This is a genomic window from Shewanella sp. VK101, assembly GCF_056497865.1.
The window spans coordinates 13,959-39,358 of the sequence record NZ_JBSSWS010000003.1; the positions used below are offsets into that span (position 1 = coordinate 13,959).

Annotated in this window: 18 protein-coding genes; 13 read left to right on the top strand and 5 right to left on the bottom strand. The window is 48.2% G+C overall.

The window, feature by feature from the left end; translation table 11 throughout:
* Positions 1–18: 18 nt before the first annotated feature.
* Positions 19–903, bottom strand: a complete 885-nt coding sequence (locus ACSHSR_RS22725) for a glycosyltransferase family 2 protein (RefSeq protein ID WP_335919811.1) — start codon at positions 901–903, stop codon at positions 19–21.
* A 303-nt stretch (positions 904–1,206) separates the two neighbouring features.
* Between ACSHSR_RS22725 and ACSHSR_RS22730 the strand changes: the two genes are divergently transcribed.
* The 10 genes from ACSHSR_RS22730 (at position 1,207) to ACSHSR_RS22775 (ending at position 11,589) form a co-directional block, all read left to right on the top strand.
* Entirely contained in the window at positions 1,207–1,641 is a 435-nt protein-coding gene (locus tag ACSHSR_RS22730; protein WP_208251645.1) for a hypothetical protein, read from the top strand.
* 11 nt (positions 1,642–1,652) lie between these two features.
* The gene (locus ACSHSR_RS22735) at positions 1,653–4,331 is read left to right on the top strand and encodes a hypothetical protein (protein ID WP_345870289.1); all 2,679 of its coding nucleotides are present in this window, start codon (positions 1,653–1,655) and stop codon (positions 4,329–4,331) included.
* 103 nt (positions 4,332–4,434) lie between these two features.
* Positions 4,435–4,737 (top strand): phage holin family protein, encoded by a 303-nt coding sequence (locus ACSHSR_RS22740; protein WP_208251654.1) that lies wholly within the window; start codon positions 4,435–4,437, stop codon positions 4,735–4,737.
* Positions 4,734–5,180 carry a hypothetical protein gene (locus tag ACSHSR_RS22745; protein WP_208251655.1) on the top strand — a complete coding sequence of 149 codons (447 nt, stop codon included), beginning with the start codon at positions 4,734–4,736 and terminating at the stop codon, positions 5,178–5,180. Before ACSHSR_RS22740 ends, ACSHSR_RS22745 begins: the two co-directional genes overlap by 4 nt.
* Positions 5,180–5,803, top strand: coding sequence for a defense against restriction DarA-related protein (locus ACSHSR_RS22750; protein WP_208251656.1), 624 nt, complete (start codon positions 5,180–5,182; stop codon positions 5,801–5,803). The genes ACSHSR_RS22745 and ACSHSR_RS22750 overlap by 1 nt, the downstream gene beginning before the upstream one ends.
* Entirely contained in the window at positions 5,803–8,331 is a 2,529-nt protein-coding gene (locus ACSHSR_RS22755; RefSeq protein WP_208251658.1) for a defense against restriction DarA-related protein, read from the top strand. Before ACSHSR_RS22750 ends, ACSHSR_RS22755 begins: the two co-directional genes overlap by 1 nt.
* Positions 8,331–8,681, top strand: coding sequence for a hypothetical protein (locus ACSHSR_RS22760; RefSeq protein WP_208251660.1), 351 nt, complete (start codon positions 8,331–8,333; stop codon positions 8,679–8,681). The genes ACSHSR_RS22755 and ACSHSR_RS22760 overlap by 1 nt, the downstream gene beginning before the upstream one ends.
* Positions 8,682–8,729: 48 nt before the next feature.
* The gene (locus ACSHSR_RS22765) at positions 8,730–9,047 is read left to right on the top strand and encodes a hypothetical protein (protein WP_208251662.1); all 318 of its coding nucleotides are present in this window, start codon (positions 8,730–8,732) and stop codon (positions 9,045–9,047) included.
* Complete coding sequence (locus ACSHSR_RS22770; RefSeq protein WP_479631556.1) at positions 9,044–11,245, top strand: hypothetical protein; 2,202 nt, start codon at positions 9,044–9,046, stop codon at positions 11,243–11,245. Before ACSHSR_RS22765 ends, ACSHSR_RS22770 begins: the two co-directional genes overlap by 4 nt.
* Positions 11,242–11,589 carry a hypothetical protein gene (locus ACSHSR_RS22775; RefSeq protein ID WP_219031539.1) on the top strand — a complete coding sequence of 116 codons (348 nt, stop codon included), beginning with the start codon at positions 11,242–11,244 and terminating at the stop codon, positions 11,587–11,589. Before ACSHSR_RS22770 ends, ACSHSR_RS22775 begins: the two co-directional genes overlap by 4 nt.
* Before the next feature lie 419 nt (positions 11,590–12,008).
* Here the strand turns inward: ACSHSR_RS22775 and ACSHSR_RS22780 are convergent, their stop codons facing one another.
* Both ACSHSR_RS22780 and ACSHSR_RS22785 read right to left on the bottom strand, forming a co-directional pair.
* Positions 12,009–12,890 carry a RepB family plasmid replication initiator protein gene (locus ACSHSR_RS22780; protein ID WP_208251669.1) on the bottom strand — a complete coding sequence of 294 codons (882 nt, stop codon included), beginning with the start codon at positions 12,888–12,890 and terminating at the stop codon, positions 12,009–12,011.
* Positions 12,891–13,227: 337 nt separating this feature from the next.
* Positions 13,228–13,722 carry a hypothetical protein gene (locus ACSHSR_RS22785; RefSeq protein ID WP_208251671.1) on the bottom strand — a complete coding sequence of 165 codons (495 nt, stop codon included), beginning with the start codon at positions 13,720–13,722 and terminating at the stop codon, positions 13,228–13,230.
* Between the two features lie 181 nt (positions 13,723–13,903).
* On the opposite strand from ACSHSR_RS22785, the gene ACSHSR_RS22790 reads away from it, so the two are divergent.
* Positions 13,904–14,707, top strand: a complete 804-nt coding sequence (locus ACSHSR_RS22790) for a glycosyltransferase family 2 protein (RefSeq protein ID WP_208251673.1) — start codon at positions 13,904–13,906, stop codon at positions 14,705–14,707.
* A gap of 60 nt (positions 14,708–14,767) precedes the next feature.
* Here ACSHSR_RS22790 and ACSHSR_RS22795 read toward each other — a convergent pair whose 3' ends face one another.
* Both ACSHSR_RS22795 and ACSHSR_RS22800 read right to left on the bottom strand, forming a co-directional pair.
* Positions 14,768–15,190: a hypothetical protein gene (locus ACSHSR_RS22795; protein WP_219031540.1), complete on the bottom strand. Its 423-nt coding sequence runs from the start codon at positions 15,188–15,190 to the stop codon at positions 14,768–14,770.
* The gene (locus ACSHSR_RS22800; protein ID WP_345870288.1) at positions 15,190–21,855 is read right to left on the bottom strand and encodes an N-6 DNA methylase; all 6,666 of its coding nucleotides are present in this window, start codon (positions 21,853–21,855) and stop codon (positions 15,190–15,192) included. The genes ACSHSR_RS22795 and ACSHSR_RS22800 overlap by 1 nt, the downstream gene beginning before the upstream one ends.
* A gap of 908 nt (positions 21,856–22,763) precedes the next feature.
* Between ACSHSR_RS22800 and ACSHSR_RS22805 the strand changes: the two genes are divergently transcribed.
* Together ACSHSR_RS22805 and ACSHSR_RS22810 are read left to right on the top strand one after the other, a co-directional pair.
* Complete coding sequence (locus ACSHSR_RS22805) at positions 22,764–24,407, top strand: hypothetical protein (protein WP_345870287.1); 1,644 nt, start codon at positions 22,764–22,766, stop codon at positions 24,405–24,407.
* Entirely contained in the window at positions 24,407–25,396 is a 990-nt protein-coding gene (locus ACSHSR_RS22810; RefSeq protein ID WP_208251522.1) for a hypothetical protein, read from the top strand. Before ACSHSR_RS22805 ends, ACSHSR_RS22810 begins: the two co-directional genes overlap by 1 nt.
* Positions 25,397–25,400 lie beyond the last annotated feature (4 nt).

Below are 25,400 nucleotides of genomic sequence, written 5' to 3' on the forward strand. Positions count from 1 at the left end.
GTAATCCCGGGCTTTTATTTATGCTGCTTTATCTTGCTTCGTTCCCAAGTAAAGCAGGGTTTCCATGTGCTGAGGTATGTTGTGACTATTATCAAAAAACTCATTCAAGCCGAGGCGGCAATACTGGATCTTTTTGTTGACCACTTCCCAGTATAAGTCCTGGTTCGCTTTGAGTTGTGCTCTGGACAGTTCGGGGTGATGTAGATGGAATGCAACAGCGGCATGTTTCAGTAATCGGCGTTTCGTACCGAACCTATTTGCAAGCCTGATATAAAATTCTTTGTCCTCTGGCCCCCATCCAATAAATTCATGGTTGAAGCCATTAACCGCTATTGCATCTGCTCGCCAGAATGCCATGTTACAGCCAAATACTTTATCTCCGGTTATTTCAACCGGGCTGCGCCGGCCGCAACGCAGGAACTTACTTCTCACGGTACCCAGAGAACGATCAAACTTGACGCCAGGGCCAAACAACCGCGGCCAAAAGTCTTTCTTTTCAATCATCCTTCGAGTGTATTTTTCGTTTATCTTTACCCGGATCCCTGCAACAAAAACGCCTTTTTCAGCGACCTCGATGTGATCCTGGATAAAGTGTTTTTCCATGACCATATCCTGATCAACATAAATCATGTAGTCGCCAGTGGCTTGGGCCAGAGCCAGATTACGCCCCCTGGCGGCTCGAAAGCCCTTATCTTCTTGCCAGCAATGGATCAGAGGGCAACCTGCAGCATTGAAGCGCGGTTTTAGCCTCTCGATTAGCTCCCTTGTTGGTTCCGCCGAGCCATCATCAGCAACAAGCACCTCTTTGGGTAATACAGTTTGTTTGAGAACGCTCTCGAGCGACAACTCCAGAGCCTCCGGCCAATTATAGGTAGTTATGACCAGGCTTGCGGTAAACATCATTACTCTCCATGAAATAAGAACTACAGCGTCCGCTGCTGTTAGGATATTCCCGCATTTTTTTACCGTCAATCATGTGTAACAATTTATTTTTTTAGGAGAATTTCACCACTCAACACACTGTTAAAAATAGGTTAATCACCACATCACGGCGCCATCGAACAAGGTCATACCAGAATAGGGCTCACACAAGACATTGTTAGAAATATGTTAGGAAATAAGATTCTATAAATCCCCGCTTTTTGGCTTTCTTGAGTGCCGAAAACATACCATTCACGCAATGTTCTGAATGTTGAAAGGCGCATCATGGAAACAAAATCTAAAACATCAAAGGGTGTTCTGCTGGCTCGATACTTCGACCGCCGGGCTGTTTCATCCATCAGCCAGGTACCGAACTTCAAACTAACGTCTGTCCAGTTTGGATATGGGTACTTGGATACTTCAACAGATCCAGCCCAAGTAAAGCCCATACCCCTTACTGCGACCAAAGCAGATATAACCAACGTCTACATCGATAACCGCCCATCATTCACGTATGACGAGAATACCCACCAGATCAAAGTGAGAACCGAGATCCCAGCTGGTGCAGAGACAATCCCAGAGGCAGGTGCAAACGTAAACGTGGCTTGCATTCTGGATGATACGGGTGAGGCCGTGGCCATGCTGGTGGGGCAATTAACGGTTGTGAATCGTGACCGTGGGTACCTGGTAACGGGCACAATTGAAACCAATCTCAACTAAGGGAGGATGACATGGGAATATCCGGCTCCTCGAGCGCCATTCCAAACTTGGCCAATAAAGCTCTACTCGCTGATATTCAGGCGTTTGAGCCGTATGCTTCATCTGCGCTTAACAGAAAACTCAGAGGTATAATTAACCCTGGGATCTATCATGGCTTTGATGTGGTTCCAGGCGAAGGCCTGGCGGTACTAATTCAATCGCCAGGTGATAGCGCAGCAGCTGTCGAAGTAGGGGAAAGCTACCTGCTAACTGTTCGCCAGCAAGCATCTGTAAGCGTCCCTGTTCCTGCTGGCCGCCGATCAGTTATTTGTCTCAAGGTTGTCTATTCTATCGATATAGAGACAGATCAGGTTAATGCTGATAGTCAGGTGAAAGCTGCTGAGATCGTGGCTGTAAACGTAGGTGACGAGCCGGCAGGCTCAATTATCTTGGCTGAGGTCAATGTCCCATCTGATGTGACCGCCATTACAGCCCCAATGATAGATTTATTACGCCGCCAATCGGTTTCCCTGGAAGGGTTCTGGGAAAAAATCAACAGTGGGGAAATTCGGCCAAAGTTGGGACTATGGGCCAGAGCCCAACCCGAAAAAGGTTTTTTGCCGGCGGCAGACAAAACCGGGGCCGAGGCCAAAGAATCAATAGGGAAACCTGGAGCCTGGTTCAAAGAAGTATGGGCTAATGCGTTTCGCGGCGGCAGCATCGATGTAACAGGGCCAATTAAGTCTGGCGGTAAGAATGCCATGCTGGTGGGTGATTACGGCCTCGGTGGCGCGTCAATGCTGTTAAATGACGGCTACGACCTTCGCAAGCTACCTGCGGCTAACGCTTACTACCGCGGCCAGAAATTACTGAATGCCCCGGGCAACTCTGCCGAGTGGTTTTACATCAAAACAGAGGTGCATAGTGATGGTTACATGCGCATTGAAGCCTCAAACTTTGGTGGTTCAAAAGAGTTTTGGTGTACCAACGTCAATGGCAAGTGGAGCGAGTGGAATACCAGGTACTCAACCAATTTCAAGCCAACCGCGACTGATGTAGGCCTAGGAAACTTGAGCATTGGCCGCAACAACACGCTTGCTATTACAACTGCCTATGGGTTGACTTACATTGGGATGTTGAACGCCACATGGGCACATTACGATACCACCGCAACCGAAGGTCATTACTTCTATAAAAAAGTCCAAGTCGGCGATGATTTTCAGGCATCAAAGGGAGCAAATGTTTTAGGCAACCTGAGCGTAAACGGAAATTTAGTTGGGAATGGGAAAACGGTTTTATCAACGCAAGATGGTTGGCTCAGATTTAATCCTAATGGTCATTTTGGGACTGGCGTTTATTTTGCCAACTCCCTGGTAAGGACTGATGGCGCGTATGTCATAGGGGACTTTTCAATTGCAAGTAATTCTTTAGCCACACGTTTACCTGCGCATAGTAGTTGGGGAGCGGATAAGAACGCAGCCTTTGATGTAACAGGCGCACCAACTACAGGCTCAACTGCAACCTATATGATCCGGTATCGAGATACGGCCGGCGCAAGACTATTTGCTATCGATGTATTGGATCAAACTGGTGATACCCGTTTCTGGGCAGGTAAAACTGGTTCATACATGCATCTTGCAGCCAATGGTGTTTTGTCCACGAGTTATCAAGGTGCCCTGTATGGCGATAACCGCAAACCAACTGCAAATGATGTGGGTTTAAGCAACTACAAAAATGCCTCCTTGAGCAGTTATGGCAGCGTCAGTATTGACGGGAGCAAAGGCGGGTATGCCGGTATTCACTTTGAAGATGCAGCAAGAACGTTGATGGTTGGATCTTCTGCACAAGGGTTTCATACCGGTAGCGCATGGCAATGGTATTTCAACAATGGGGTATTAGCCGCCGGTACTGTGCCATGGGCAAATCTAAGTGGTATTCCGGTCTATGCAACCAGGTGGCCATCAAAATCAGAAGTTGGACTTTCAAACGTTCCTAATACAGTTCACTCATCCGCGGCAACGGCTAATACAGTAGCAGTAAGGGACGCTGCTGGCGATCTGTTTGCTCGCTTGTTCCGAAGCAACTATGCAAACCAAAACACTATCAGCGGTGCTATTGCTTTCAGGATTAACAATTCCAGCGACAGTTATTTGCGGTTCTGTAGTGACCCTGCAGCGGTTAGAGCATGGCTCGGTGCTGCGGCCGCCAATCATTCGCACACTTGGGCACAAATATCAGGCATACCTGCAACTGCGACCAGATGGCCCTCATGGGGTGAAGTGTCGGGGAAGCCAACCTACGCTACCAGGTGGCCGACATGGAACGAAGTTAGCAGCAAGCCAACTTATGCCCTGCGATGGCCAACCTGGGACGAAGTTAGCGGAAAACCGACATTCGCTGCCAATCCATTTATCAAATTCTATGATAGCGTCGGCATTAGTAAGCTGAGGTTGCCTACAGCTGCTATCAACCATTTGAAAGCAGGCAGGGACGTAGAAGTACGCTGGCTGATGAAACTGGATTATCTGATGAAGTGGGAAACGCAGCTGCTTATCGGTTCTACTTGGAGCCAGCGCCCCAGTTACCGCGGCTTATCTCAGGATGTCTCCTGGTGGTGGATATACACTGGCTACCACACATCAAGCGGAAATGATGGCTGCATTGTGACTGAATCTAACAGACTGATACGCGCAGAGTATCGACTCCTCTAACCTCCAATCCAACCTCAATCAAAGGCGTAAACCCTCCAAATTTACGCCTTTCTCTTCCTAACAATTATCCTACCCATACCATTTCACAATCTGAGGATTTTTAGTGTTTGAGGCCGAGCTGATATTGACCGTGCTGGCACTATCGATACTGGCTGGACTGGCCTCTTACCTGCAGGGAAGCAGAGAAGGCAAATTCAAGTCCACCAGCATAGTGTTGAATTTAGCCGGTGAAATCACTTCCGCCGTAGTAGCGGGAATGACGATCCTATTTTTGGGAACGTGGCAAAACTACCCGGAATCCCTGACATGCCTGTGCTCTCTATTGGCTGCCAGCCAGGGTAAAGATTGGACGGCGCTTTTAGGAAAAGCGCTGGCGGATAAACTAAACATGAGTAGCAAGCAATGATTGACACCTTTTTCAACGACATATCCCCTTATGCGGTGATTATCGCCGTTCTCCTGCTGTGTATGTATGACCGTGCGATTGTCAAACGCGGGGAGATAGACATTGTTTCTATCTCCCCGTACCCAGCCGACAATGGCATGTTGCGATTTGCCCTGCAGTATGAGGTAGGCTCGGCGCCACAATGGTCTGAATTGAGATATTCGCTGGTGGATCGCCATGACCCTTCAACCATGATCACCGGCAAAACGCGAAGCCTGGACTTTGCACGGCCCGGCGTTAACAGTGAGTTTTTGCTGATTAGAGAGGATCTGGTTCGCCCCGGGGATTGGGATCTCAAAGTAAAAATAGTCACCACTGCCGGCAAGCTCAATCCGCTTTATACCCTTTTCCCGATAGAAAAAATCGCAGTCCAACACGTTGTTATACCTGGGGGTAATGACTAATGGATCAACTACACAGCAAGAACAAACAGCGTTATTTCACGCTGGATTTTGAGCCTTTGACAGAAAAAGGTGGACTAAAGCCTTTGCTCACAGCATTCAACCGGATCAGCGAAGTTGCCGAGGTGGTCAGCAGCAACCGTGCCGGCCGGAAGGATGGCATGAAGCAGAAAACGGCCCAGTTCATTTTTATCAATGGCCAGAGCGTAACTATCACAGTCAGTGAAACTGGGGATGTAACCCAGACCAAACTCAATACTGTTGTTATCCCCGTCAACGCAATGCGAACAGTGGACGCTTACGCCAAAGAAGTTTGTCAAAAAATGGAGGCCAACCAACCGAAGTTTGATAAAGCTCTGGCGCGAAAAGCTGCAGCAGCTATCAAAGATGCAAGCAAAGTTAAGCCGGCCAGCAAAACCCTTAAGCAGCAGCTGGTGGAGGCGAATGAAGCGCTGGTAACGGCCAATCGAAATATTGATTCAGAGCGAAGTCGCTTGGAAACACTCAAAAACGACAAGGCCGGCGCGGATTCTGAAATTGAAAAGCTTCGCTTGCAACTCTCCGCATTAAAGACCGAGGAAAACCAGATTGTGGAAGCTATCGAATCCCTGGGGGGTACCGTTTAATGATTAAGATCTTGATGGACGGCGCCAGAGAAGGCGCACCAATGACCGCCGCTGAGTATGAAAACCTTTTGCACACTGACAACGGCTTTATGTTTGAGTCCGTGACGCTCGAGGAGTTGGAGGCCACATATCACTATGATCATGCGCCGGTACCCGAGCGTATGCTCGAGGCAATAGTGACAACAACTAACCGCCTGGCACGAACCATGGAAGCTTTCAGGCGAGCCTTTGCTCGGCAGTTGGTCGGTACCGAAATATCAGTAGAAGAAGCGGAAATTGCCCGACCGCGGATCTCTGGAGGGTACGCAACTCAAACAGTGCGATTCCCTGTGTCTGATGGCCAGAGCGTGTCAATTATCTTCCACTCCCCAAGCGGAGATCCGGCAAAGATTGCAGCAGGAGATACCCTTGTCGCGTTCCGTTTTTTGTTGAACAAGCGTGATGTGACACACACGGTTTCACCTGATGGAGGTATAGACGTATCACTCAAACAAGTGACTTTGAAGCTATCTAATCTGTTGGAGCGTAATAGTAAGCCTTTCCAGAGCCGACAGACGGCAATAAAGGCCCAGAGAGACAAACTGGATACGGCCCAGGCTGAGCTCTCCAAAAAAGATGCTGAATACAATGCTGTTGTTTCAGATGCTGAGGCAACAGAGGAAGCCCTAATCGTCACAAGAAAGCGAGTGGAAACATTCAAGATCGCTATCGACAAAACCAATAAGCGCCTCCGGGCTTTGCGAGCCAAACTCAAGCTGCTACAGAAAAATACGCCGGATAGTACCGCTGCAGTTCGTGCCGATGATTGGGGCGTAGGGGAAACCATTTCGGTTGATGGCGAAACCTGGGAGCTAAAATCAATTGCCACTGATGGCACTAAAATAACTGTCAGTATTGCTGGTGGCCCAGGTAAAGAGTTGTCTATCGATGAGCTCAACAACGTGCAGGATGATACCGGCGCCAATGTCGTGGTTCGGCGCGTCAACGGCCAGTTGACCGATGAAGAAAAACAGAAGCAACCAGGTAACACCGAAGGTACCCCAACAGCTCCTGTCAGCAAAACAGATCCCGACTCGGTACCAGAAGGTAGCGGCGGCGGAATAGTTGCCAGTGTCCCGCTACACAGCATACGAACCAACAGCATGCTAAACCCTGCTATCAAGGTTTCGGCCACCAGCAGTGATAACCCCAACAGGATTTGGTTCAGCCAAGGCAAACCAAACACAATGGTTGTGAGTGCCAGCTTTGCGCCAGACTTTGACCAAGACAAGGCGGACAAGGAGCGAGAAGACGCCTTTCGTTACAGGGCCGCACTAAAGGCAGCTAAAGAGGATGGTTATTTGCTCGAGCGCTATAAGCACTCAAGGCTGCAAGGTATTTACATATTGGTCAACGCTGATGAAAAGGTGCTAACTCGGAACGGTTGGGATGCATACTGGAAGGCTGCAGCCCCTAATAAACAGCCTGCCGCCACAGACGAAACAGAAACCTTATACATTTACGCCATCCCTGCAGACCTTGATAAGGCCTCTGCTCCAAAGACCGATTTTATCGACTGGATAGAGAAAGAGGCCTTGCCGGCAACAGCGTTAGAGGTGCTAGATGCTGCAGAAGCGAATGGTCAGGAGTTTGCGGGTATCGGCCGCTATCGCGCAGAAATAGACACAGCTGTATTGCTTAAATACAAGATGCTGGATCTACAAGTACCTTATGACCCGACAGCTCATACTCAACCAAAAACTGGTGAGGTTGTCGATAGCAGCCTGGAATCAGAGTTTGACCGACTGTATCAAACCGCTTTGCAGTTACCCGGCGCAGATATGGCAATCACTGATGAGAAAGATGGCCGGTACTTTGTTAGCCAAGGCAATGGATTTTCTATTGATAACGGCGCAAGCCTATCTGATGCTATCGAGTACCTTAAAGACTGGATCAGCAAAGCGCCAGCCCGGGCTATAGAAGCCAAGAGGGAACTGCTAAAAGCTTTCATTCGCAACGCCAAATTGCCTAAAGGATGGATCCTGAACAAGGATGAAATAGAAGACGCTGAGTGGCCGAAAGTTTTCATTGATTCAGTCATTGAGGCCTATTCCAAGGACGGCAATTATTCCTACTCGCTATATGTAAATGACAACAACGAAATGGTGATCTCTCATGCCAACGGCGGCGACCCTAAGCAAGTGGCCAAGTTCAGTGATGCCATCGAGTTTGTTCAACAGCAACTATCAGAAGACGCGGCGGAATTTGCCTCAACATACACAGGTTCAGTTGATGATCTCCCCGATGAATTGACCGAGCTTGTAAAGCCACTCCTTACCAAAACCAACAGTGAGGCCACCATGAACAGTGACGATATGGCCGCCAAGCTGCGTGATGCCCTGGATTCCGAGAAAGATCCTGATGCGCTTATGGCCTTGCTCGAATCTGCGATTGACACCTTTGAAGCTGAGGGTACATACAGCGAAAACGAACAGCTGGCGGAATTGGTTTCTGATCGCATAACTGAACTACTGGAGGCCGCGCAGTAATGAATTTATCAATCAGAGAAAAGCTGGCACTGCAGCGCAGAAACAAAGATCTAATCCAGCAGCTAAAGGAGGAAAAGCTACCCCTCCGGCAAAAACTGCAGATGCAAGCCGAGGTATCCGCCAATTTCAAAAAGCTGAAAGCCAAAGGTACTGACTCCACGCCGGTACCGGAGCCAACAACGGAAAATGAGCTGCTGAATAAGTACCTTGCCGGCGAGTTCAACGAGCAGCCAGCAGAAAAACTCTTTGAGGTAATTGATAAGTTGGACTCCCAGGGAATATCGCTGCAGCAAATCAAAGCAGGGGCCATTACGTGGGTAACAGCCAATGCAGATCTGAAAGCAGCGTAATTAGCGGAATAGGGCAGCATCGCTGCCCTTTACCAAAGAGTTGAGCCGATGAACACGATCCAATTTCCCGAAAATGCCAAATCCTCTCTAACACTTGTTCGCTCTCCAACGAGGCGCAGGTGTAACCATTCATCGCTTGTCCTTGATGCTCACACCCGCACTATAAAATGCGAACTGTGCTCATGTGTCATTGAGCCATTTGATTACCTTGTGATGGTTGCAGAAAAAGAGTGTCGCCTGCGTAGTGAGTCAAGAGCTCTTAAGCATGAAATCCAACAAAAGATGATGGAATTGAGTGAGGTCAAGCGGCAGTTGGCCAATGCCAAAGCACGCCTCAACAGGGCAAAAAAAACAGGTGAGCAATGAAAACGAACATCCCCCCAGAGCAGTTGGGGAATACCGAAACAATACTGGCGTGCCCGGGTTACAGCGTCAGTGTCATGTGGGCCGTTATTGAACATGGAGCAGCCCTGGTATCCAATAGCCTCAACGGAGCAATTAACGAGCTCTATCCGGCAGAGTTGCAGCCAAGAGATAGAACAACCCCTGAGAGCGTCAACAAGATTGGTCGCCTATCTGGCTCGCTAAAATTCGCCAATCTGAACAAGTCTAAGTTCACATCGGACGGGGCGCCCATCTTGGGGCAAGACATGGTAACTGAATCAGGGAATGGGCGAGTGATGGCCATTCGCAAAGCATACGCCGAAGGATCCGCCGCGGATTATAGAGAAAAGCTGGTGGCCACATCTGAGCAGTTCGGTATAAAGCAAGCTGTTGTTGAAGCACTATCTCACCCCATGCTTGTTCGGATCAGGTTATCTGATGTGGATAGAGAGCAGTTTGCCCGGGATTGTAATTGGGAGAACGACACCAAGAGCCAGGGCACCAGGCCTTTTATGGAGTCCATCGAAGAAAAGACGTTCCATGTTGTCAAAGCCAGGCTGAGCAATGCGACTTCCACCGCTGCAGTAAAGCGCACAATAGTCGAGTTTCTACTGATGTCGGTTGATGATGTATCAGATCAAGATGCAGCCTATCAACGCCTGGTTAATATACTGGTTACTGCAGCATCAAAGCGGGACTTTCTTTTCCTGGTTCACGGCCTAACGCTGCACCAGAAGATTAAAAAATCTGTAGGGCCGACCGCTCTTTCTGACGCCGAGCTTGCCGAAAAGCTATTCGGATCCAGGGCTTCGGCTACATGGATAAACATACTCGGAACTGTTGGCCTTGATACTCTCAAAATTGCCGAGGCTGTAAAGCAAATCGTCAGTGGCGATTTACTGAGAGCACAGAAAGGTGCCAATGAGTTAACCATTCGGTACCCAATAGCCTCAGCAACTCCTATCGGTTTGGTTAACTACCTGGCTGGCACAGCGTTAAGCGCTGATGATTATCAAAGGGCCGTATTCGGAGAACTAAACCCAGAGCTATTCCCTGATAGCGTATTGGGTACGATGAAGGTTAATGGAAAGGCTGTAGCTGACTCTTTGTTGTCAGAAGTGCGCCAGGTAGGCACTGGAGAGATTAAGACCGCTTTATCTGAATTGATTGACTTCTATTTTGGCGCTATCAAGGAAACTCCAAAGGGAGACATGCTTGAGGATCTGCGGCGAACTGTCGCCAATGATCTGCTTGGCAGCTTCACGCGCCAAATTGACGCAGCCAAGAAAAAATATGCCGAGTCTAAGACCAGGAAAGAAGCCGCGAAATGGGAAAAGGAAATTGCCAATATTCAATCCAGAAGGGACAAGGCATGGCAACGTTTCAACAGTCAAGAAAGCATGAAGCGTTTCGTCACCGCCTGGGATAAGTTCGAGGAAAAAGGAACACTGCCAGATCCTCGAATATTCGGCATGAGGGTTTACTCCGTATGTGTGAACGCGCAAAAGGCAGCGATACCAGATACTGTCGTAGACAACATTGAATCTTTCGTATCACAAGCTATCGAGAAAAACCTCAGCATTAAGCCATCCGTATCACTCGAGAGCCCCGAAGTTAAGAAAGCTTTGAGTAAGGCCAACTTTCCACACGAAAAAGCAATTGAGAGCATTAATGAAATCAGTAGGCTTGTGGGTGGCAATGTCCCTGGTGATATAGAGCTTGTATATACAGGTACCCGGGCCTACTGTGAAAACCTTGGAGACAAAGTAAGAATCAATGTGGGCCAGCACTTCGGGCGCGGCACAGCCTGGCACGAAGTAGGTCATGCAATTGAAGACACCAACCCAGGAGTGAAACAGTTAGCTTTCGCAGAGCTCCGCCGGCGAGCGGCCATTGCCCCAAGGCCCAAGATTGCCTCTCTCCATGACATTCCTGGCCGGTCATTCCGCAAAAATGAATACTATGTGAATTATTACCTCACCAGCCCTTATGAAAGTAAATTTTACGTATATGGTGAGGAGCTAAACAAGTTGGAAAAGCTCTCTGCGACTGAGTTGATCTCTACTGGTTTTGAACTGTTATCTGACAGAGAAGGCATTAGAATGCTGGCCAGGCACAGAGAATACTTTGAATTAATCATGGCAGCAGCCAAAACCCTAAATGAGGAACCAAAACAATGAAGCTGGCTATCCGAGGTGAAATTGACGAATTTGAGCTGCAATTTGAAGCCAAGAAGGCCTTTTCTCGGTCTGCGTATACTGTGGCGCCGGAAGACCTTAAAGAGGGCGTAGATTCGTTTCTAGAGGGCAATATGGATTTTGGCGGTGTCCTGATTTTCAATGGCATTGCCAGTCCGGTCATTGTGAAGAATATCTTTGAGGCTGCAGGCTACGCGGTTACAGCAGATGATGAGTTTAACGAGGCATTCTCTACCGAGTCCATAGAGCTCGCTAACGAAGATGAGATCCAGCTTGAGCTTGATCGCCGCCGAGCAGGCGAGGGCAAAGAACCCTTGCGCTATTAATGGTGTAGCCTAATCGGGCAGGCCGCCTCCGGGCGGCTTTTTTACGCCAGAGTGTAGCCTAATCGGGCTTATGGTGTAGTGCTGGTGGGCTAGGGTGTAGCCTAATCGGGCTTGTGGTGTAGTGCTGGTGGGTTAGGGTGTAGTCTAATCGGGCTTGTGGTGTAGTGCTGGAGGGTTAGGGTGTAGTCTAATCGGGCTCTAAAGCAGGGTAATCTCTGCTAAATGCCTGAAATAACGAGTTTGCGCTGCCATCTTAAAAGAATAAACCCATGGCAAAGCAACCTCATAGTTAAGAAAGACAAAAAACGGGTAACAGCTAACCACCTGATTATTAAGGATTCAATAATCAGGGTGTAGCCTAATTGGGCTCTGGTGTAGCTCGAGAGGGAGAGGTGTAGCCTAATCGGGCTCCAGTTTTATCAAAGCAGATCTTCAATATCGCGCCGGCCCAACTTCTTATCCCTGGATGTGATCTTGTAGTAAGTTTCTCTAGAACCTGGCTTATGTGTATAAAATCCAGTAACAAAACCCACATCCTCCAACTTTTCAATACCAAGCCGGATTCTCCGGTTAGCCTCTTTATCTGGAGTTGATAGCTGCAGCCTTTCTCGCATACGAGTAAATGATATGGGGTGTGGATCCTCTGGCAGTGATAAAAAATACAAGTACAAGCACTGCGCCACCTCAGCCCTGGGCAGTTCTGACAACACCTTCATGGAAACCAGGACTTTGAAATCCAGGGTATAAAGATCCCATATATCTGAGTCGGCGAGCAAAATAACTATGTCGCGGGTTTCATCCAACTTTGCTTTGTGCAATAAGCCTGTGTGAGAAGACTTTACCTGCCCCCTTCTTTGAAATGACAAATTAACCCCGCGGATCCTTGCCAAAGACGCATCTATCTGGCGCCGTAGCTTTGCATCAAAGCGCCTTGCCGGGTACCCACACATACGCGCAAACTCAGCAAAAGACAGCTCTATCTCATTGCTATACTGTCCATAGTGGCTGAACGCCAAGATAATACCGCACCAGACTCTGAAATCAGTCTCAACATTGAGTTTTGAGCCTGAGATCAGTACCTTGTCGTAACCTTCTTTGTGGCATATCTCCAGGTGCCGCAACTCCTCTGTGAGATCCTTGTGGATAGAAGTCTCAGCTTTGGTTCGACCGACAGGGGTAAAAACACCAGTTCTCAGCAAAACGTTAGGCTGCACAGTCATTGCTGTTGAGCATGATAGCTGGGGTTCGCCCGAATCGCTGATTAAGACTAGGGGTAACGTCTTTTGTTCTAAATTTTCCATGTAGTTATGCACACGTTTTTTGTTATCGAACCCGCTCAGACTACACCGAAAAACCTGATTAGACTACACCTAAAACCTGATTAGACTACACCAGCAACCCGCTCAGGCTACACCAACAACCCGATTAGGCTACACCGGGCTTTTTTGAAAAGTCAGCTGTGATAGGGGTTTCAGAGAGATTTTTATACCCCTGGATCTCTTAGGATCTTTTGAGGATCAAATAGGATCTTTATTGGATCAGTCAGTGAATAATAAGTGTTATTTTCCAATGCTTTTTTTTAAAGATGCATGGATCCTTTAAAAAGGGCCACCAGCGGTAGCCCCCAGAAAAGGATCATTAATCTCCTATGAGCTCATCCAGCTTTTTGGCCTGCTCGATGTAGTGTTCAACAGTTCCTTTCCCTGCAGATGAGTTGTAGTGCTTCTTCCAGTATTCGGCTCGGCCACGAATGGTACCCGGGATCTCATCAGCCACTGTTCTATACCGCAAGCGAGCAAACACCAGGGCAAGCAACGGGCTAAGCTCAAGCTCGACATACTGAACCTTGCTCAGCGTAAAACCAAACTCATCATATAGTGCATTTACCACTTCCGGCCGACTTTGAAACTTTTCTTTAAGCCAGTCGAAGGTTGATTCATCTACTTGTGATAATCCCGCACCGGCGTATCTTTCGGTTGGATCCTTGTATGTTCCTAACACTGTTTCGGCTGCGCATGTTTCGAGTAATAGGCGATTGGCCGTGTTGTTGTTGCCGTTACCCAGGGCATTACAAACCCGCTTTGCGAGTGTTACAGCAGTGAATTGATCCCCTAAACCATAGTAAAACTTCATATTGAAACTCCTTATTTATTTGAAGTTACAATGCTCCACTATGTCTGAGTCAGTTTGAAATTGGCGGGAGTTTAGTTGATGCCATAACAAAAAGGTGGCTAACAAAAACAAATCCATTGCCAGTGATGAATAAACGGATCTATCCTAACAAAGTTATTTTGGCAAATACGGAAAGCAGAAAATGAGTACAACGGTTTCTCTGATTATCACAACCTACAACTGGCCCAAAGCGCTCTTGAAAACGCTTAAAAGCGTAGCGTTCCAAACTCGAGTGCCAGACGAAATCATCATTGCTGATGATGGCTCAGGTAAAGAAACTCTCGCAGTTATTACTTCGTTCCAATACCAACACCCCGAGTTACAAGTCATCCATTCTTGGCAAGAAGATGCAGGATATAGATTGTCGCGTAGTCGCAATTTGGCTATGGCCAAGGCTAAGTGTGATTACATCATCTTTGTGGACGGTGACATGATTCTGGATAAGCACTTTGTTGCTGATCACTTGGATGTAGCCCGGGAGGGACAGTTTGTAGCAGGCCGCCGAGTGCGTTTAACCGAGTCATATTCACAGCAGTTGCTGTATACAGACGAGTATCCATCCTTATTTAAAGGAGGATTTGAGAAACATCGGCTTGATGCGCTGCGCTGTAAGTTCCTATCTCGAGTGCGATCAACTGTTTCATCTGAAACAGGCGGGATCCATGGTTGTAATATGGCGTTCTTCCGTGCTGACGCCTTGGCTGTAAATGGGTTTAATGAGTCGTTTGTAGGGTGGGGGGCAGAGGATAAGGAGTTTGCCGCCAGGCTGTTTAACATCGGCTGTAGAAAGCTGAAATTAAAAAATTGGGCTATCGGATACCACGTTTTTCACAAAGAGCTGTCACGCGAGTTAGAGCCCATTAATCGTCAGATATTTGATTTTACCTTGGCCAACAACTTAAAACGCTGCAAAACAGGAGTAAGTCAATTTGTCCAATCTATTTGATTTTTATGAACTGTTACAACAGTGAGAAAAGGGGCCGTAATGGCCCCTTTTTCCTGCTTGTTAACCTATTGCCAATGCTTCCATATCCATATCGGTTAAGTAGTAGGTTTCATCCTCATCACTATCAGTGACAGGGTATTGATGCTTCCCCGAATAAAGGAAGCCGTTTTTTACAATGTAGTCCTGATATGCCCAGGCGGCACAGCAAACAAGGGCGGGGCTGTCATAGTCAAAACGGGCCAGAGTAGCGACTTCTGTTTCTTCACCAAATGAGAGCCCATTATCTGCCAGCAATTGTTTGAGTGCCCACCACCATGGGCCATAGCTCCTGTATAGCGATGGGTTAGTCTTGAGGTTTTCAGCGCAATTCTTGGTAAATGTGCTGACAAAATCAGACTCTGAAATGTCGCCCTGGCTGGTGGCCTCATCGAGCAAGGGGGCCAAATCCTCAGCGCTTGGTATTACTGCTTTGCTGATAGTCATTATTGAGAAACCTCTATTGCAGTCAAAATATCTTTCAATTCGATAGTAGATGGTACAAACCACCAAGAACCTGGGCACTCAGAAACGCCCCGTTTGTCGTTTTTGTAGAATACACCTTGGCTTAATGCCTTCAATGCCTCCTTGTTTTCATAGAGTTTTCCGGCAAGGCCTTTAGGATCATGGATACAATAAACGGTACCAATGTCTACCCGTACCTTTCGATTCATTATCACTGTAGAGTTAAGTTTTACAGTAATTCCCTCAAACTCCTGAGCGCTCTCTAGAGCCGTTATCTCTGTTTTTGCCTGCGTGTGTACCTCGGCAACCTTTTCTTGCTCCTGTGGCTCCGGCTCGGGTGTTTTTCGCAGCTTATCAATGACACTCTGGTACTTAGCTCGGTTGGATGCGTTGGTTAGATCGGTTAGAGCGCTGATCACTCCCTTTTTGGCCCAGTCCAGCGAGTAATCAGGCATGTGGCTATCGGTCAATAATACCAGATCGTCAAATATTGCCCCGATGGCGCCATAGTCGCCGAATACATCCAGATAAACAGAGTCCGTTCCCATCACTCGGTCAATCATTGAGGGGGTATCACTGCTGTTGACGGCTTCCAGTAGCCATTCCATGCGCTTGGCTCTGTCTTCATCGGTAGCTGTGGCGTTTGCAGTCCTGCCAGCCTTGAAAAGTTTCTCGCGGCGCTCAATTTCGGCTTGTCGCTTCTGCTTGAACTCGGCCTCTTTCGTGGCCCAGGCCTGCGCCATTGCATCCTTGAAGTCTTGGTGATTGTCATAGTTTGCGGGTATGAGACTTGATGCCTCGCGGTAGAGTATGTACTCATTCGGCAAAGAGTAACTTTTCAGATCCAAATACTCGGCAAGTTTTGCCTGAACTTCATCCTTGGCCAACCAATCACTAACAGTCTTGGCTGCCCAGGCCGTAACCTCTGAGGCTGGCGCCGTGTTTCCGTAGCTCTCAATGGCATTAAGCCACTTCTCGCCATAGAGGGCCACCAGCTGCGGCTTAGGCGCTGAATAGTCAGATGTGTGTTTGCGGTTTTCCAGCAGCCACTTTGCAACACGCTGTTTGAGTGCCGTATTGTTTGGATCTGGATAGATAAACGTTTCTGATAGCTTTTCGCTATTCATGGAAACCACATCAAACCCGCCATTATCAGAGATCAACCAGTAGCGAGAAATGGCGTCGCCATCGATAGCGATAGTGTTCTCTTTCAGCAAGGTTCTAAACAGCTCCTCGGGAATTTTCTCCACAATTTCGGCCAGAGTGTGTTTTTCCATGGCCCAATTTCGAAGGCTGAGCTCAGTCTCAGATATGTTTGTTTCACTCCCCAGGGCTGAGATTGAGATATTCATCGTGTGCCCGGCCTTCTTGCTGTCATATTGATATGACGTATACCGAACCTCTACAGCGGCCATCTTCAAGTCCCAATTGAATGACGTAACCTGCAAAACGCGGCGAATGTTGCTTGAGTGCTTTTGATATTCGGTGTGGTTATACATGGCGCCGACTTTATAAACTCTGTTGTTGTAGAGCATAAATTTTTCCGGCTGATCGATGATCATTGGTGGCACTTCAATTAGACCTTTAGCAATGGCATCGGCAACTGCAGGTTTCAGCTGTCGAGTCATATCGTGGGCCTTGTCGAGTCGTGCTGTTAAGCGCTGGGCAATCTTAACCTCTTTCTTGGCTGCTTCCAGGGCCGTTTTAGTAGCTTTGACCTGGCGTCTGTAACCCCTGGCTTCATCTTCGTAGTAAGTACGCATGTGACTTCCATCTTCTTTGGCCTTCTTTGCGTAGTTTTCATAGTTTTCGGCTGATTCAGAAACCTTTGCCAAGGTGGATTCAAGGCGCTCTACATTGGCCTTTTTGTTGAGATAATCTTGCTTGGCTTGTTCGGGATCAGCATGCAGGTCAAAAGATGCCTTCAAGAAGTTGTTGAGGTCGATATTTGCCCGGGCTATCTCGGCCTGGCGTATTTTCTCCAGAGCTTCTTTCTGGGCGGCGGCGATACGGGCTGCGCGTTCCTCCGGATCTTTGGCCAGCAGGAGAGAACTTTGGCCAGCATCTTCTGCGTCAGCATTACCCATTCGGTCGGCGTCACCGTTGAACAGCTCATACATCCATTCAGATTTACGCTTCAAGCTGCCGAGTCTGAACTCATCGAAGGAGCCTTTACCCACATAGTAGTTAACTCTGACTTTTTTCTGCTTTGAGCCTACCCGGGCACCGCGGCCATTTCTCTGTTTGATTGAGGCAGGTGTCCAAGGAAGTGTTAAGTGGTGAATATCTGTCGTCCCAATGTGCAAGTTAACGCCGACCTCTGCCGTTTTGTTGCAAATAAGGATCTTGTAACGGCCTTCGTTATAGTCGGCGGCAATATCCTCAAGTGACGCTTTTTCTTGTTCAAAGCTATCAGGATCAATTGCTTTGCTTTTCCGTTTCCCTCCACTTGCTGTATCAGAGTTTAAGATCCCAATTTCAGAAGGAGAGAGCCCCAGGTTATTGGCTATTATCCGCTTGAGTTTCCTGTGTTGCGTTTTCTCCTCAGTGAATATGATCTGCTTTCCGTCCTCGAGGCCGGCTTTCAGCTTCTCGATGAGCTGTGCATACTTGGGATAAATAGGGTGGTTGATTACTGATTCAGGCACTGATAGCTGCTTGAGCAGTTTCAATACCATATCTTCAAGGTGTTCACTGACTACAAGGACTACGGCCCCCGAAGTGTCCCTGCGAACCTTCACGACTGTATCGAGTGTAACGGTTTCAGCATCAATGAGAGACTGCTCATCAGCTTTATCTTCGCCTACGTCTTTTACGCTGATTGACTTGGGCAGCAGATCCGCTAGGGTTTTTATTTGCTCATCGTATGCTTCCGGAAACGTGAATGTGAGAGTGTGGTTATACAGGTCTAAGTCTGTAGTAACCCGATCCATATCCCTAATGATTGAGAATACTGAATCAACTTTTTCTCCTCTCTCAATGGCGCGTCTGCGCTCCTCCGGGTCTTTGCTGTTTAGCTCATCGGCGCGGGTGCGTAGCTCCTCATAGAGATCAGCTTGTGCCGCATTCATGTTGCACTGAACTTCGGCCTCATCCAGGTCTGGGATCTCAACAGTTGCAGATACATCCTTAGCCGTTTTTAGATTCACATATTTGTGAAAAATGGCGCGAAGGCCGGACAAGTTTTTGAAACCAACCAGGGCTGTTTTCAGCTCCACCTCGCCAGATATTTTCTGGACAAGAACTTCCTCTGTCTCACCAAACACTTTGATGAAGTCGTCAACATCCATGATCCCCAACTCTTTCCATTCAGTTGCAGGCACAACAAGAGAGAGCATGTTGAAAATGTCAGTTGGGGAGTTAACAGTGGGGGTGGCTGTAAGTAGTGTTACGCCTCGGCCATCAAAGCGAGTTTTGATGTAGTCGGCTTTCTGGGCCATGTCCACAGCGAGATCTGCCGTGCCGGCAGTTGGCAAGTAAGCCAATTTTGAGCTTTCGCGGCCTGCTGCGTATGAATTGCGATAGTTGTGGCCTTCATCGGCAATGATGTTGTCAAAACCCATATCTTCAAAGTACGGAACGTCTTGGGCCTTGGTCGTTCCAGTGTCCGCATACTTCTGTTTGAAGCGCTCATTCTTCATCGCGTCCCGGTGCTTCTTCGCGTTTGCAACGTATTTTTTGCCAGTCAGAAGGCCTCGATCGACCATCCTCATGGTGTAATCGCCGACAGACTCTGGACGCATTGGAATGCTTGCGAACTGCTCCTTAGTCATAACAACCAGGGAGTAGTTTGATTGCGGGATCATGTTTAGCCGCTTTTTCACTTCTGCTGTGTCGGCGAAGGAGATTACATCGCGGATAATTGGATTCCCGGTATTTGGGTTTATCTTTGGCTGGCCTTCTTCATCAAGTACAGGCGCTTTCTTAATGCTGCCATCATCATTTAACTCTGGAGTGACACCGACAAACAGCACTTTGCTTATGTGGACGCCGTAGAACATTTTGCTTTCGTGATACCAGTTTTCGATGACAGGCTTGGGCACTATCAGGGCAGTGCGCCGAGCTCGGCCAAGCTGAGTGTTATATGCCACCAGCCCCAGGGCCGTGAAAGACTTGCCCAAACCTGTGCCAAAGCCACATATACCGCCTCCGCTTTCGCTTAATCGGCGGATTTCGGCGCACTGATAGTCGAAGTTAATAACCTCGCCCGATGTATCTGTAAGTTGAAGCGGAGCATTACTATGTTCTACACGCAGATAGCCGTTAAACGTGTCGTTGTATAAGTCTGTTAATGCGTCAATATCGTCATGCTGTCGGATCCACTTTGAAAACTGTTCTTCAAGCCGGCGCATCTTTGATTTGTATTCGTTGATTAGGTCTTTGCGACTACTCGTAATACCACCGCCATTCAGGTACTTCATCAGCTGCCCGTCAAAGCCGCCTTTGTACCCACCGAAAACACCATCTTGGCCCTGGTAGTCTTTAACCTCCTCTTGGTAGCCGTCCTCATCTTCCAGGATCTTTGAGTATGTCATTCGGGAGTATCCATTCTCCTCGAGGAACTCTTTCACATACTCCCTCGGGATCCATTTGGCCGTCAGGTTAAAGTCAATGGCGTCAACGTGTGTTCTGGTTCGCTTCTGTTCGATTAAATCCAGCTGTCGTTGATAGTTGTCGAGTATGTCGGGAGCGATACCAGGAACGGCCATTGCGTTTTTGATTTCATGGATGCTCATTACAATGTTGCCGCTGGTGGCGCGGTCAATAGGTGCGAGGTTCCCATCCGGTGTGATGGCCACGCCTGGAAGTTTTGCGAGCTCAGAGAGGGATTTTGCTTGCCCCTGATAAAGCTCTGCAAACTCATCTAGGGGAACAGGATTTAGATCTCGAACACTGAACAGATAACCAATTGTTTGAGTCGCATCAGTCGGGTCATAAGCGATTGTTTCGCCTTTGCGAACCTTGCCATTGAGCAGATCGCTAAAATTGCCGTCTTTGTCCACGCTGGTGGCAAAAATGTTCCAGTAATTCGCATTGCGCCCTGTCAAAATGGCCAGCTTGCCGGTACGGGCCGGGATGCCGAACCGATTTAACTCTGCAGTTATGAGATCCCGGGCTACGGCCAGGGCGGTGCTGTCGCTGTCGGCTCCAGCCTGCAGCGTTTGGACACGCATACCAATGATAGAGCCTCGTATAACCTGCTCTCGATATTTTGGCTCCTGGTCGTAGGCCAGTTTAATAAAGTCTCTCAGGGGGCCGGTAAATAGTCCTGGGAAGTCATTATATGCAGCCATCAACTGTTCATAAGTCAGCGATAACGCGCCTTCTGGCTCAGATAGCGCGCTCTCGAGGCCTGCGAATGTGTTCGCGCCGTACCGCTCTGCATTAATGCTTCCATCATCGGCCACCAGCTTGATCGGCTCCCAATTGCCGGCAACGAATTTCATCCAGCGCCCGTTGATCAGCTTTTCGTCACCTTCGGCGTAAACAATCGGCAGGGGTTCGGAGGCATCTATCAGTTCCCAGTCAATACGGCTTTCAAATTTGTGCGAAAGCTTCTCTTTAAGAGCTGCATTGGTCAGGTTGTTTGTATTGTTCACTACCAAGCGATTTTGGAATGCTGCTGTTTCTGATTCGCCGTGAACGAACCGCTTGCCCTCTGCAGATTCAAACCACTTGCCGTTTATGAATGTCGGCCAGAGCACGTTGGCTTTTTTCAATACGGAATCGGCCAGGTTGGGTAAGAGCTCCGCCAGATCCTCGGGATGCTTACGCATGAACAAAATATCTGTCACAACATCGGTGCCAGAGTTGCTGAATACCCCGCTGGGGAGTCGATGTGCGCCAAGGAACTCGGCTTTTTGACTGATAATGCGGCGCAGCTTCTTATTCTTTGCGCCGGAGATAATGCCGGTTGGCACAACTAGACCAATCAATCCACCAGGGCGCACTTTGTCGATTACTCGAGCCACAAAATAGGCGTCAATTGCCTTTATTTCTGCAGATAGAGGGGATGGGTCAAGGGCGGCGGTTGCGCCTCTCACCGCGCCGAAGGGGACGTTACCAACACAGCTATCAAATAGATCATCTTCGACATCAGCTGCCAGGCGCTCAAAAGGTTGATTAAATACGGCATCTTCCGGGTGTAGCAGTTTGTTAATTGCGCTGCTGGTGGGATCTATTTCCGTGGCTGTGATAACTGTGCCAGCCGGTTTCATTTCCTGGAATACACCGGCGCCAGCTGACGGCTCTAGCGTGTTACCGCCGCTAAAGCCCATGGAACGTAAGCCATCCCATATACCGGCCGCAATTTCTGTCGGGGTGTAGTATTCATGGATGTGGCCACCAGTGTCACTTTCGGTGTCAGTCCCGCCAATGCCGGAGTATTGGCGTAAGATCTGTTTATCCTCATCAGTGAGCAGCTCTGCATTCGTTCCTACTCGCTGCAGTATTGACACTGCAGCGGCGTTTGCTTCCTTCCTTGCTCGGTTAAGGCTTACCCCGTTCACTTTCTCTATGCCCATTGCCGGGCCGGTGTTGCTCCAGGGTTCAGAGGAATCAAATACAAACTTGGATAAGACTTTTTTTACCCCGTCTGCGTTTGTTGATTCCGCAATCGCCTTGATTACGTCTTTGATTTCAAGCATTGATCGCTCCTGTTTGTTGGCTTGTGGCGATGCTAACAATCAGGGGGATGTGAACTTAAAAAAGCGGGGGATTAAGAATTTCTGTGAATGCCTTGTTTTATATGCTCACTGGTAGAGCTGAGAATAAACTGTTATTGACAGAGCCGTCAGATGTCGTTAACCTTTGCTTAGGATTTTCAGACTAGCGCGGCTACTTTACTAGCCAGATTGCTTAGTTTTATATGTTTGGCCTCACCACAGCCAAACGGCCTAACCAGCCAAACAAAAGACCGCCTGTATGGGCGGTTTTTTGTTTGGCTTAAATAAAGTTGCCTATCAAGGACATATCATTATAATACTGCCTCAGTAGTGATTGATAGATCGACGCTAAGAGGCGCCCTTGCAACTGACTAATCAGTTACAAGGGCGGGACAATGTTCTGCCCTTTATGTTCCTACTTCCTGGGATGTGGTGTCCTGGTTCAGCAAAAAGTAGGCCCATAAACCTTTGTCGCGTTAGTCTGAAAATCCTATTGACGACTTTAACCAGTACCCAAAAAGGCTGAAATAGGGCGCTGGCGCGGCTGCTTCCTAAAAGGAGTGATCATATGACACCCATAGAAATGTGGCTCTCTGTGATCGTCATTGTAGCTGTTACTGGCGGAATTAAAATCTCTGTTGGTGACATCAACATTGGCAACCGCAAAGACAATAAAAAAAAATAAACGCAAGTTTGACCTCGCCACCAAGCGGGGTTTTTTATTGCTAAAAACCTTTATCGATGTAGTACAGAATACAGAATGTTGTCTGTGTCCATCCTGTAAAGCCACTCTAGTGGCATCAATCAAAACCGCTAATTCCCCTGTTTTTTTATTGGCCGCAACTCATCTGGCTATCATGCCGTCAATTACTGCAATGAGCGGGTGAGTAGTGAAAAAGACAAAATCAAATGACGGGTTGTTGGGGGCATTTAAGACATTGTTCCGCGGCTACCAGCAGTCAGACGCTGATGATGCATCCATTGCGTATGATTCAGTTGGATCAGTCGGAATGCCTTTCCCGGCCGATTCGGATTTAGTTGGCGATAACACTGGCAAACTCAACAAATCATCGGGTTGGTTGCCTGAGTACGTTCTGCCCAAAGATAGAATGTCCCGTTATGCCATTTATCAAATGATGGGCAATAACGAACTGATAAGTGCCGCCTTGCAGATGCATATCGCACACGCTTTGGCGCCGGATATGGAAACCGGGAATATCTTAACGATTGAATCTGCGGATCCTGAGTTTAAAGAGCTTGCCGATGAAGTAATGGAAGACCTCGGCGGAATGATTAATGACGCTGTGGCCAGCTGGGCAATGCCGATGGCGCAATACGGGGTACATTATCTCCGGCCGTATGGGGCGCCTGGTGTTGGGATTACAGATATAGAATCAAACTGGTTCACGTTGGCCCACCAGGTAAAAGAGTATGAGCGAGCCGGCTTGCTGTGTGGTTTTGTCGGTGAATATCTCAAAAAATTTGAAGGTGACAATCTCAGATTGGCTGAACCCTGGGCGCTAGTTGGGTGCAAGATCCCGTTTTGGACGCCTGACCTTGATGCGGAGCCGCCGGTAAACGGGCCGAAGCAATATTCGCTTTATGATGATGTTCACCGCCGAAAGCCGGTGGAGACTCAAAACTATGGCACATCCTTTCTCGAAAACTCATACACAGCGTACATGGAGTTCAATGAAACCCTGGGCGGGTTAAGAGGCGCCAGATTTGCAGCAAGCAAAACTGACAGGATCGTTGGCATAGGCATGGACGGCTTGGATCCAATCTCAGCAGCAAATTACTTGAACCAAGTAGGTACACAATTCAAGAAGGATATTGAAGCCGAGCGAGAATACGCAAGAATCAACAAGAGCCGTCCATCCATTTTTACGCGCCTGATCCCGTTATTAACGGGGGGTAAGGGCGGTATGACTGTGGATACCCAACAAACAAGCCCAAACATTAACGGCATCGAGGATGTGATTTTCAACCTCAAGCGCCTGTGTTCCTCACTGGGCATTGATCCATCCATGATTGGCTGGGCCGATATGATGAGCGGAGGCCTCGGAGAAGGTGGCTGGGCTCGAACATCCATCATTGCAGCTATGAGAGCTATCTGGATCCGTAACGGTATACGGGATGCGGTTATGCGGATCATCGAGATTCACCTGGCATTCAAATACAAGAAAGCATTCCCCAGGAACAAGTTACCCTTCACTGTCAAATTCCACAGTGTCAACACGGCTCTGGCCATCGAAAAAGCTGATGAGAACCGTTCCAAGATCGAGTTTTGCACCTCTGTTGTCACGCTGATGGACATGATGATGCAGGGAACGTTCAGTGGTAGTGAAACATTCAAGAAGATGATGATGGGAGAAGCCGGTTTAGACAATGACACCATTGAAACAGTGCTCAGTGAGATAGCCAAAAACCCGCCGTCCGATGGTGAGGGCATGTTTGAGGGTGTAGAAGGCGGCTTAGACGAAAAGGTTAAGGCTCTGGTGAATAGTCATTTAGTTAATCTGTGGAGTGAATAATGGCAAAAAAATATGAGGTGTTAGGGACTGTAACGAAGGAGTTTGATCTCCGAAATCACGGGCGCTCGGATGGTAACGGTCGTGGCTATCTGATTAACGCTGTCAGATCGATCATTGGAAATAAACATTTCCAGGAGAGGCTTAAGCTTCGGGAGTTGTATGGTTACTTCGGCCATGTTCGCCGGCAAGTTGCTGACAAAATGGAGTTGGCAGAGGTCGAAATTGTCTATATAGACGGAAAACCTGTCGTTATTGAAAACGTTCCATCAAACGTGCTGGTGGACATATCTGTAAGTGATGAAGGGATCGTAACTCATACGGAGGACTTTCTGAACACGCCGGGAGGCATTGCAGCTAAAGCAATGGACGATGCTGGTGTTGGTGGCTTTTCATGGGCTGTGGACGGCTATAGGACGCCATCAGGCGCTGTTGCTACTGCTCTCTGGGGCTTTGACTATGTGAAACATCCATCCTATATCGACAAGCGGAAAATGGAAATGATGCTCGAGAGCATATCGGCGACCTCGGAGCATGATGGCATTATGCACATGCTTGAGTCTGTTGGTTTTAAGGGCTGTGCAGAGAAAGTTATGGATTACTGGGAACGCGCCAGTGTCATGGATGCCGATGATATTGCAGATCTTGGTTCTAAAGTCTTGATGTTTGAGAGTGTGGTGCAGGAGCTCCAGGGAACGCTTGATAATGTATCAAGGCAAAATCTATTCCGGGAACACGCAATGATGGAGGCCATCGAAAAAGCTTCCGTGTTTATGTCTGAGAGCCAAAAGCAAGCATTAATCCGCATGGACAGCGATGAAGATAAGGCTATTGCCGCCAAGTTCTTTGAATCTCTTGCTGGTGGCTTCAACAGCCTTCCGTTGGGAAACTCAGATGGTGTCACCGTTGAAAAACCACGGTCAAATATTGATTTAAATGACAGTGGTGCCATTTTCATCGGTGAGCAGTTTTCATCCAGGAACTGGAAATAAAAAA

Excerpts from the sequence above, each read along its gene's own strand:
- ACSHSR_RS22725 (WP_335919811.1), bottom strand. The coding sequence starts at position 903 with ATGATGTTTACCGCAAGCCTGGTCATAACTACCTATAATTGGCCGGAG.
- ACSHSR_RS22730 (WP_208251645.1), top strand. The coding sequence starts at position 1,207 with ATGGAAACAAAATCTAAAACATCAAAGGGTGTTCTGCTGGCTCGATAC.
- ACSHSR_RS22735 (WP_345870289.1), top strand. The coding sequence starts at position 1,653 with ATGGGAATATCCGGCTCCTCGAGCGCCATTCCAAACTTGGCCAATAAA.
- ACSHSR_RS22745 (WP_208251655.1), top strand. The coding sequence starts at position 4,734 with ATGATTGACACCTTTTTCAACGACATATCCCCTTATGCGGTGATTATC.
- ACSHSR_RS22750 (WP_208251656.1), top strand. The coding sequence starts at position 5,180 with ATGGATCAACTACACAGCAAGAACAAACAGCGTTATTTCACGCTGGAT.
- ACSHSR_RS22755 (WP_208251658.1), top strand. The coding sequence starts at position 5,803 with ATGATTAAGATCTTGATGGACGGCGCCAGAGAAGGCGCACCAATGACC.
- ACSHSR_RS22760 (WP_208251660.1), top strand. The coding sequence starts at position 8,331 with ATGAATTTATCAATCAGAGAAAAGCTGGCACTGCAGCGCAGAAACAAA.
- ACSHSR_RS22765 (WP_208251662.1), top strand. The coding sequence starts at position 8,730 with ATGAACACGATCCAATTTCCCGAAAATGCCAAATCCTCTCTAACACTT.
- ACSHSR_RS22770 (WP_479631556.1), top strand. The coding sequence starts at position 9,044 with ATGAAAACGAACATCCCCCCAGAGCAGTTGGGGAATACCGAAACAATA.
- ACSHSR_RS22775 (WP_219031539.1), top strand. The coding sequence starts at position 11,242 with ATGAAGCTGGCTATCCGAGGTGAAATTGACGAATTTGAGCTGCAATTT.
- ACSHSR_RS22780 (WP_208251669.1), bottom strand. The coding sequence starts at position 12,890 with ATGGAAAATTTAGAACAAAAGACGTTACCCCTAGTCTTAATCAGCGAT.
- ACSHSR_RS22785 (WP_208251671.1), bottom strand. The coding sequence starts at position 13,722 with ATGAAGTTTTACTATGGTTTAGGGGATCAATTCACTGCTGTAACACTC.
- ACSHSR_RS22790 (WP_208251673.1), top strand. The coding sequence starts at position 13,904 with ATGAGTACAACGGTTTCTCTGATTATCACAACCTACAACTGGCCCAAA.
- ACSHSR_RS22795 (WP_219031540.1), bottom strand. The coding sequence starts at position 15,190 with ATGACTATCAGCAAAGCAGTAATACCAAGCGCTGAGGATTTGGCCCCC.
- ACSHSR_RS22800 (WP_345870288.1), bottom strand. The coding sequence starts at position 21,855 with ATGCTTGAAATCAAAGACGTAATCAAGGCGATTGCGGAATCAACAAAC.
- ACSHSR_RS22810 (WP_208251522.1), top strand. The coding sequence starts at position 24,407 with ATGGCAAAAAAATATGAGGTGTTAGGGACTGTAACGAAGGAGTTTGAT.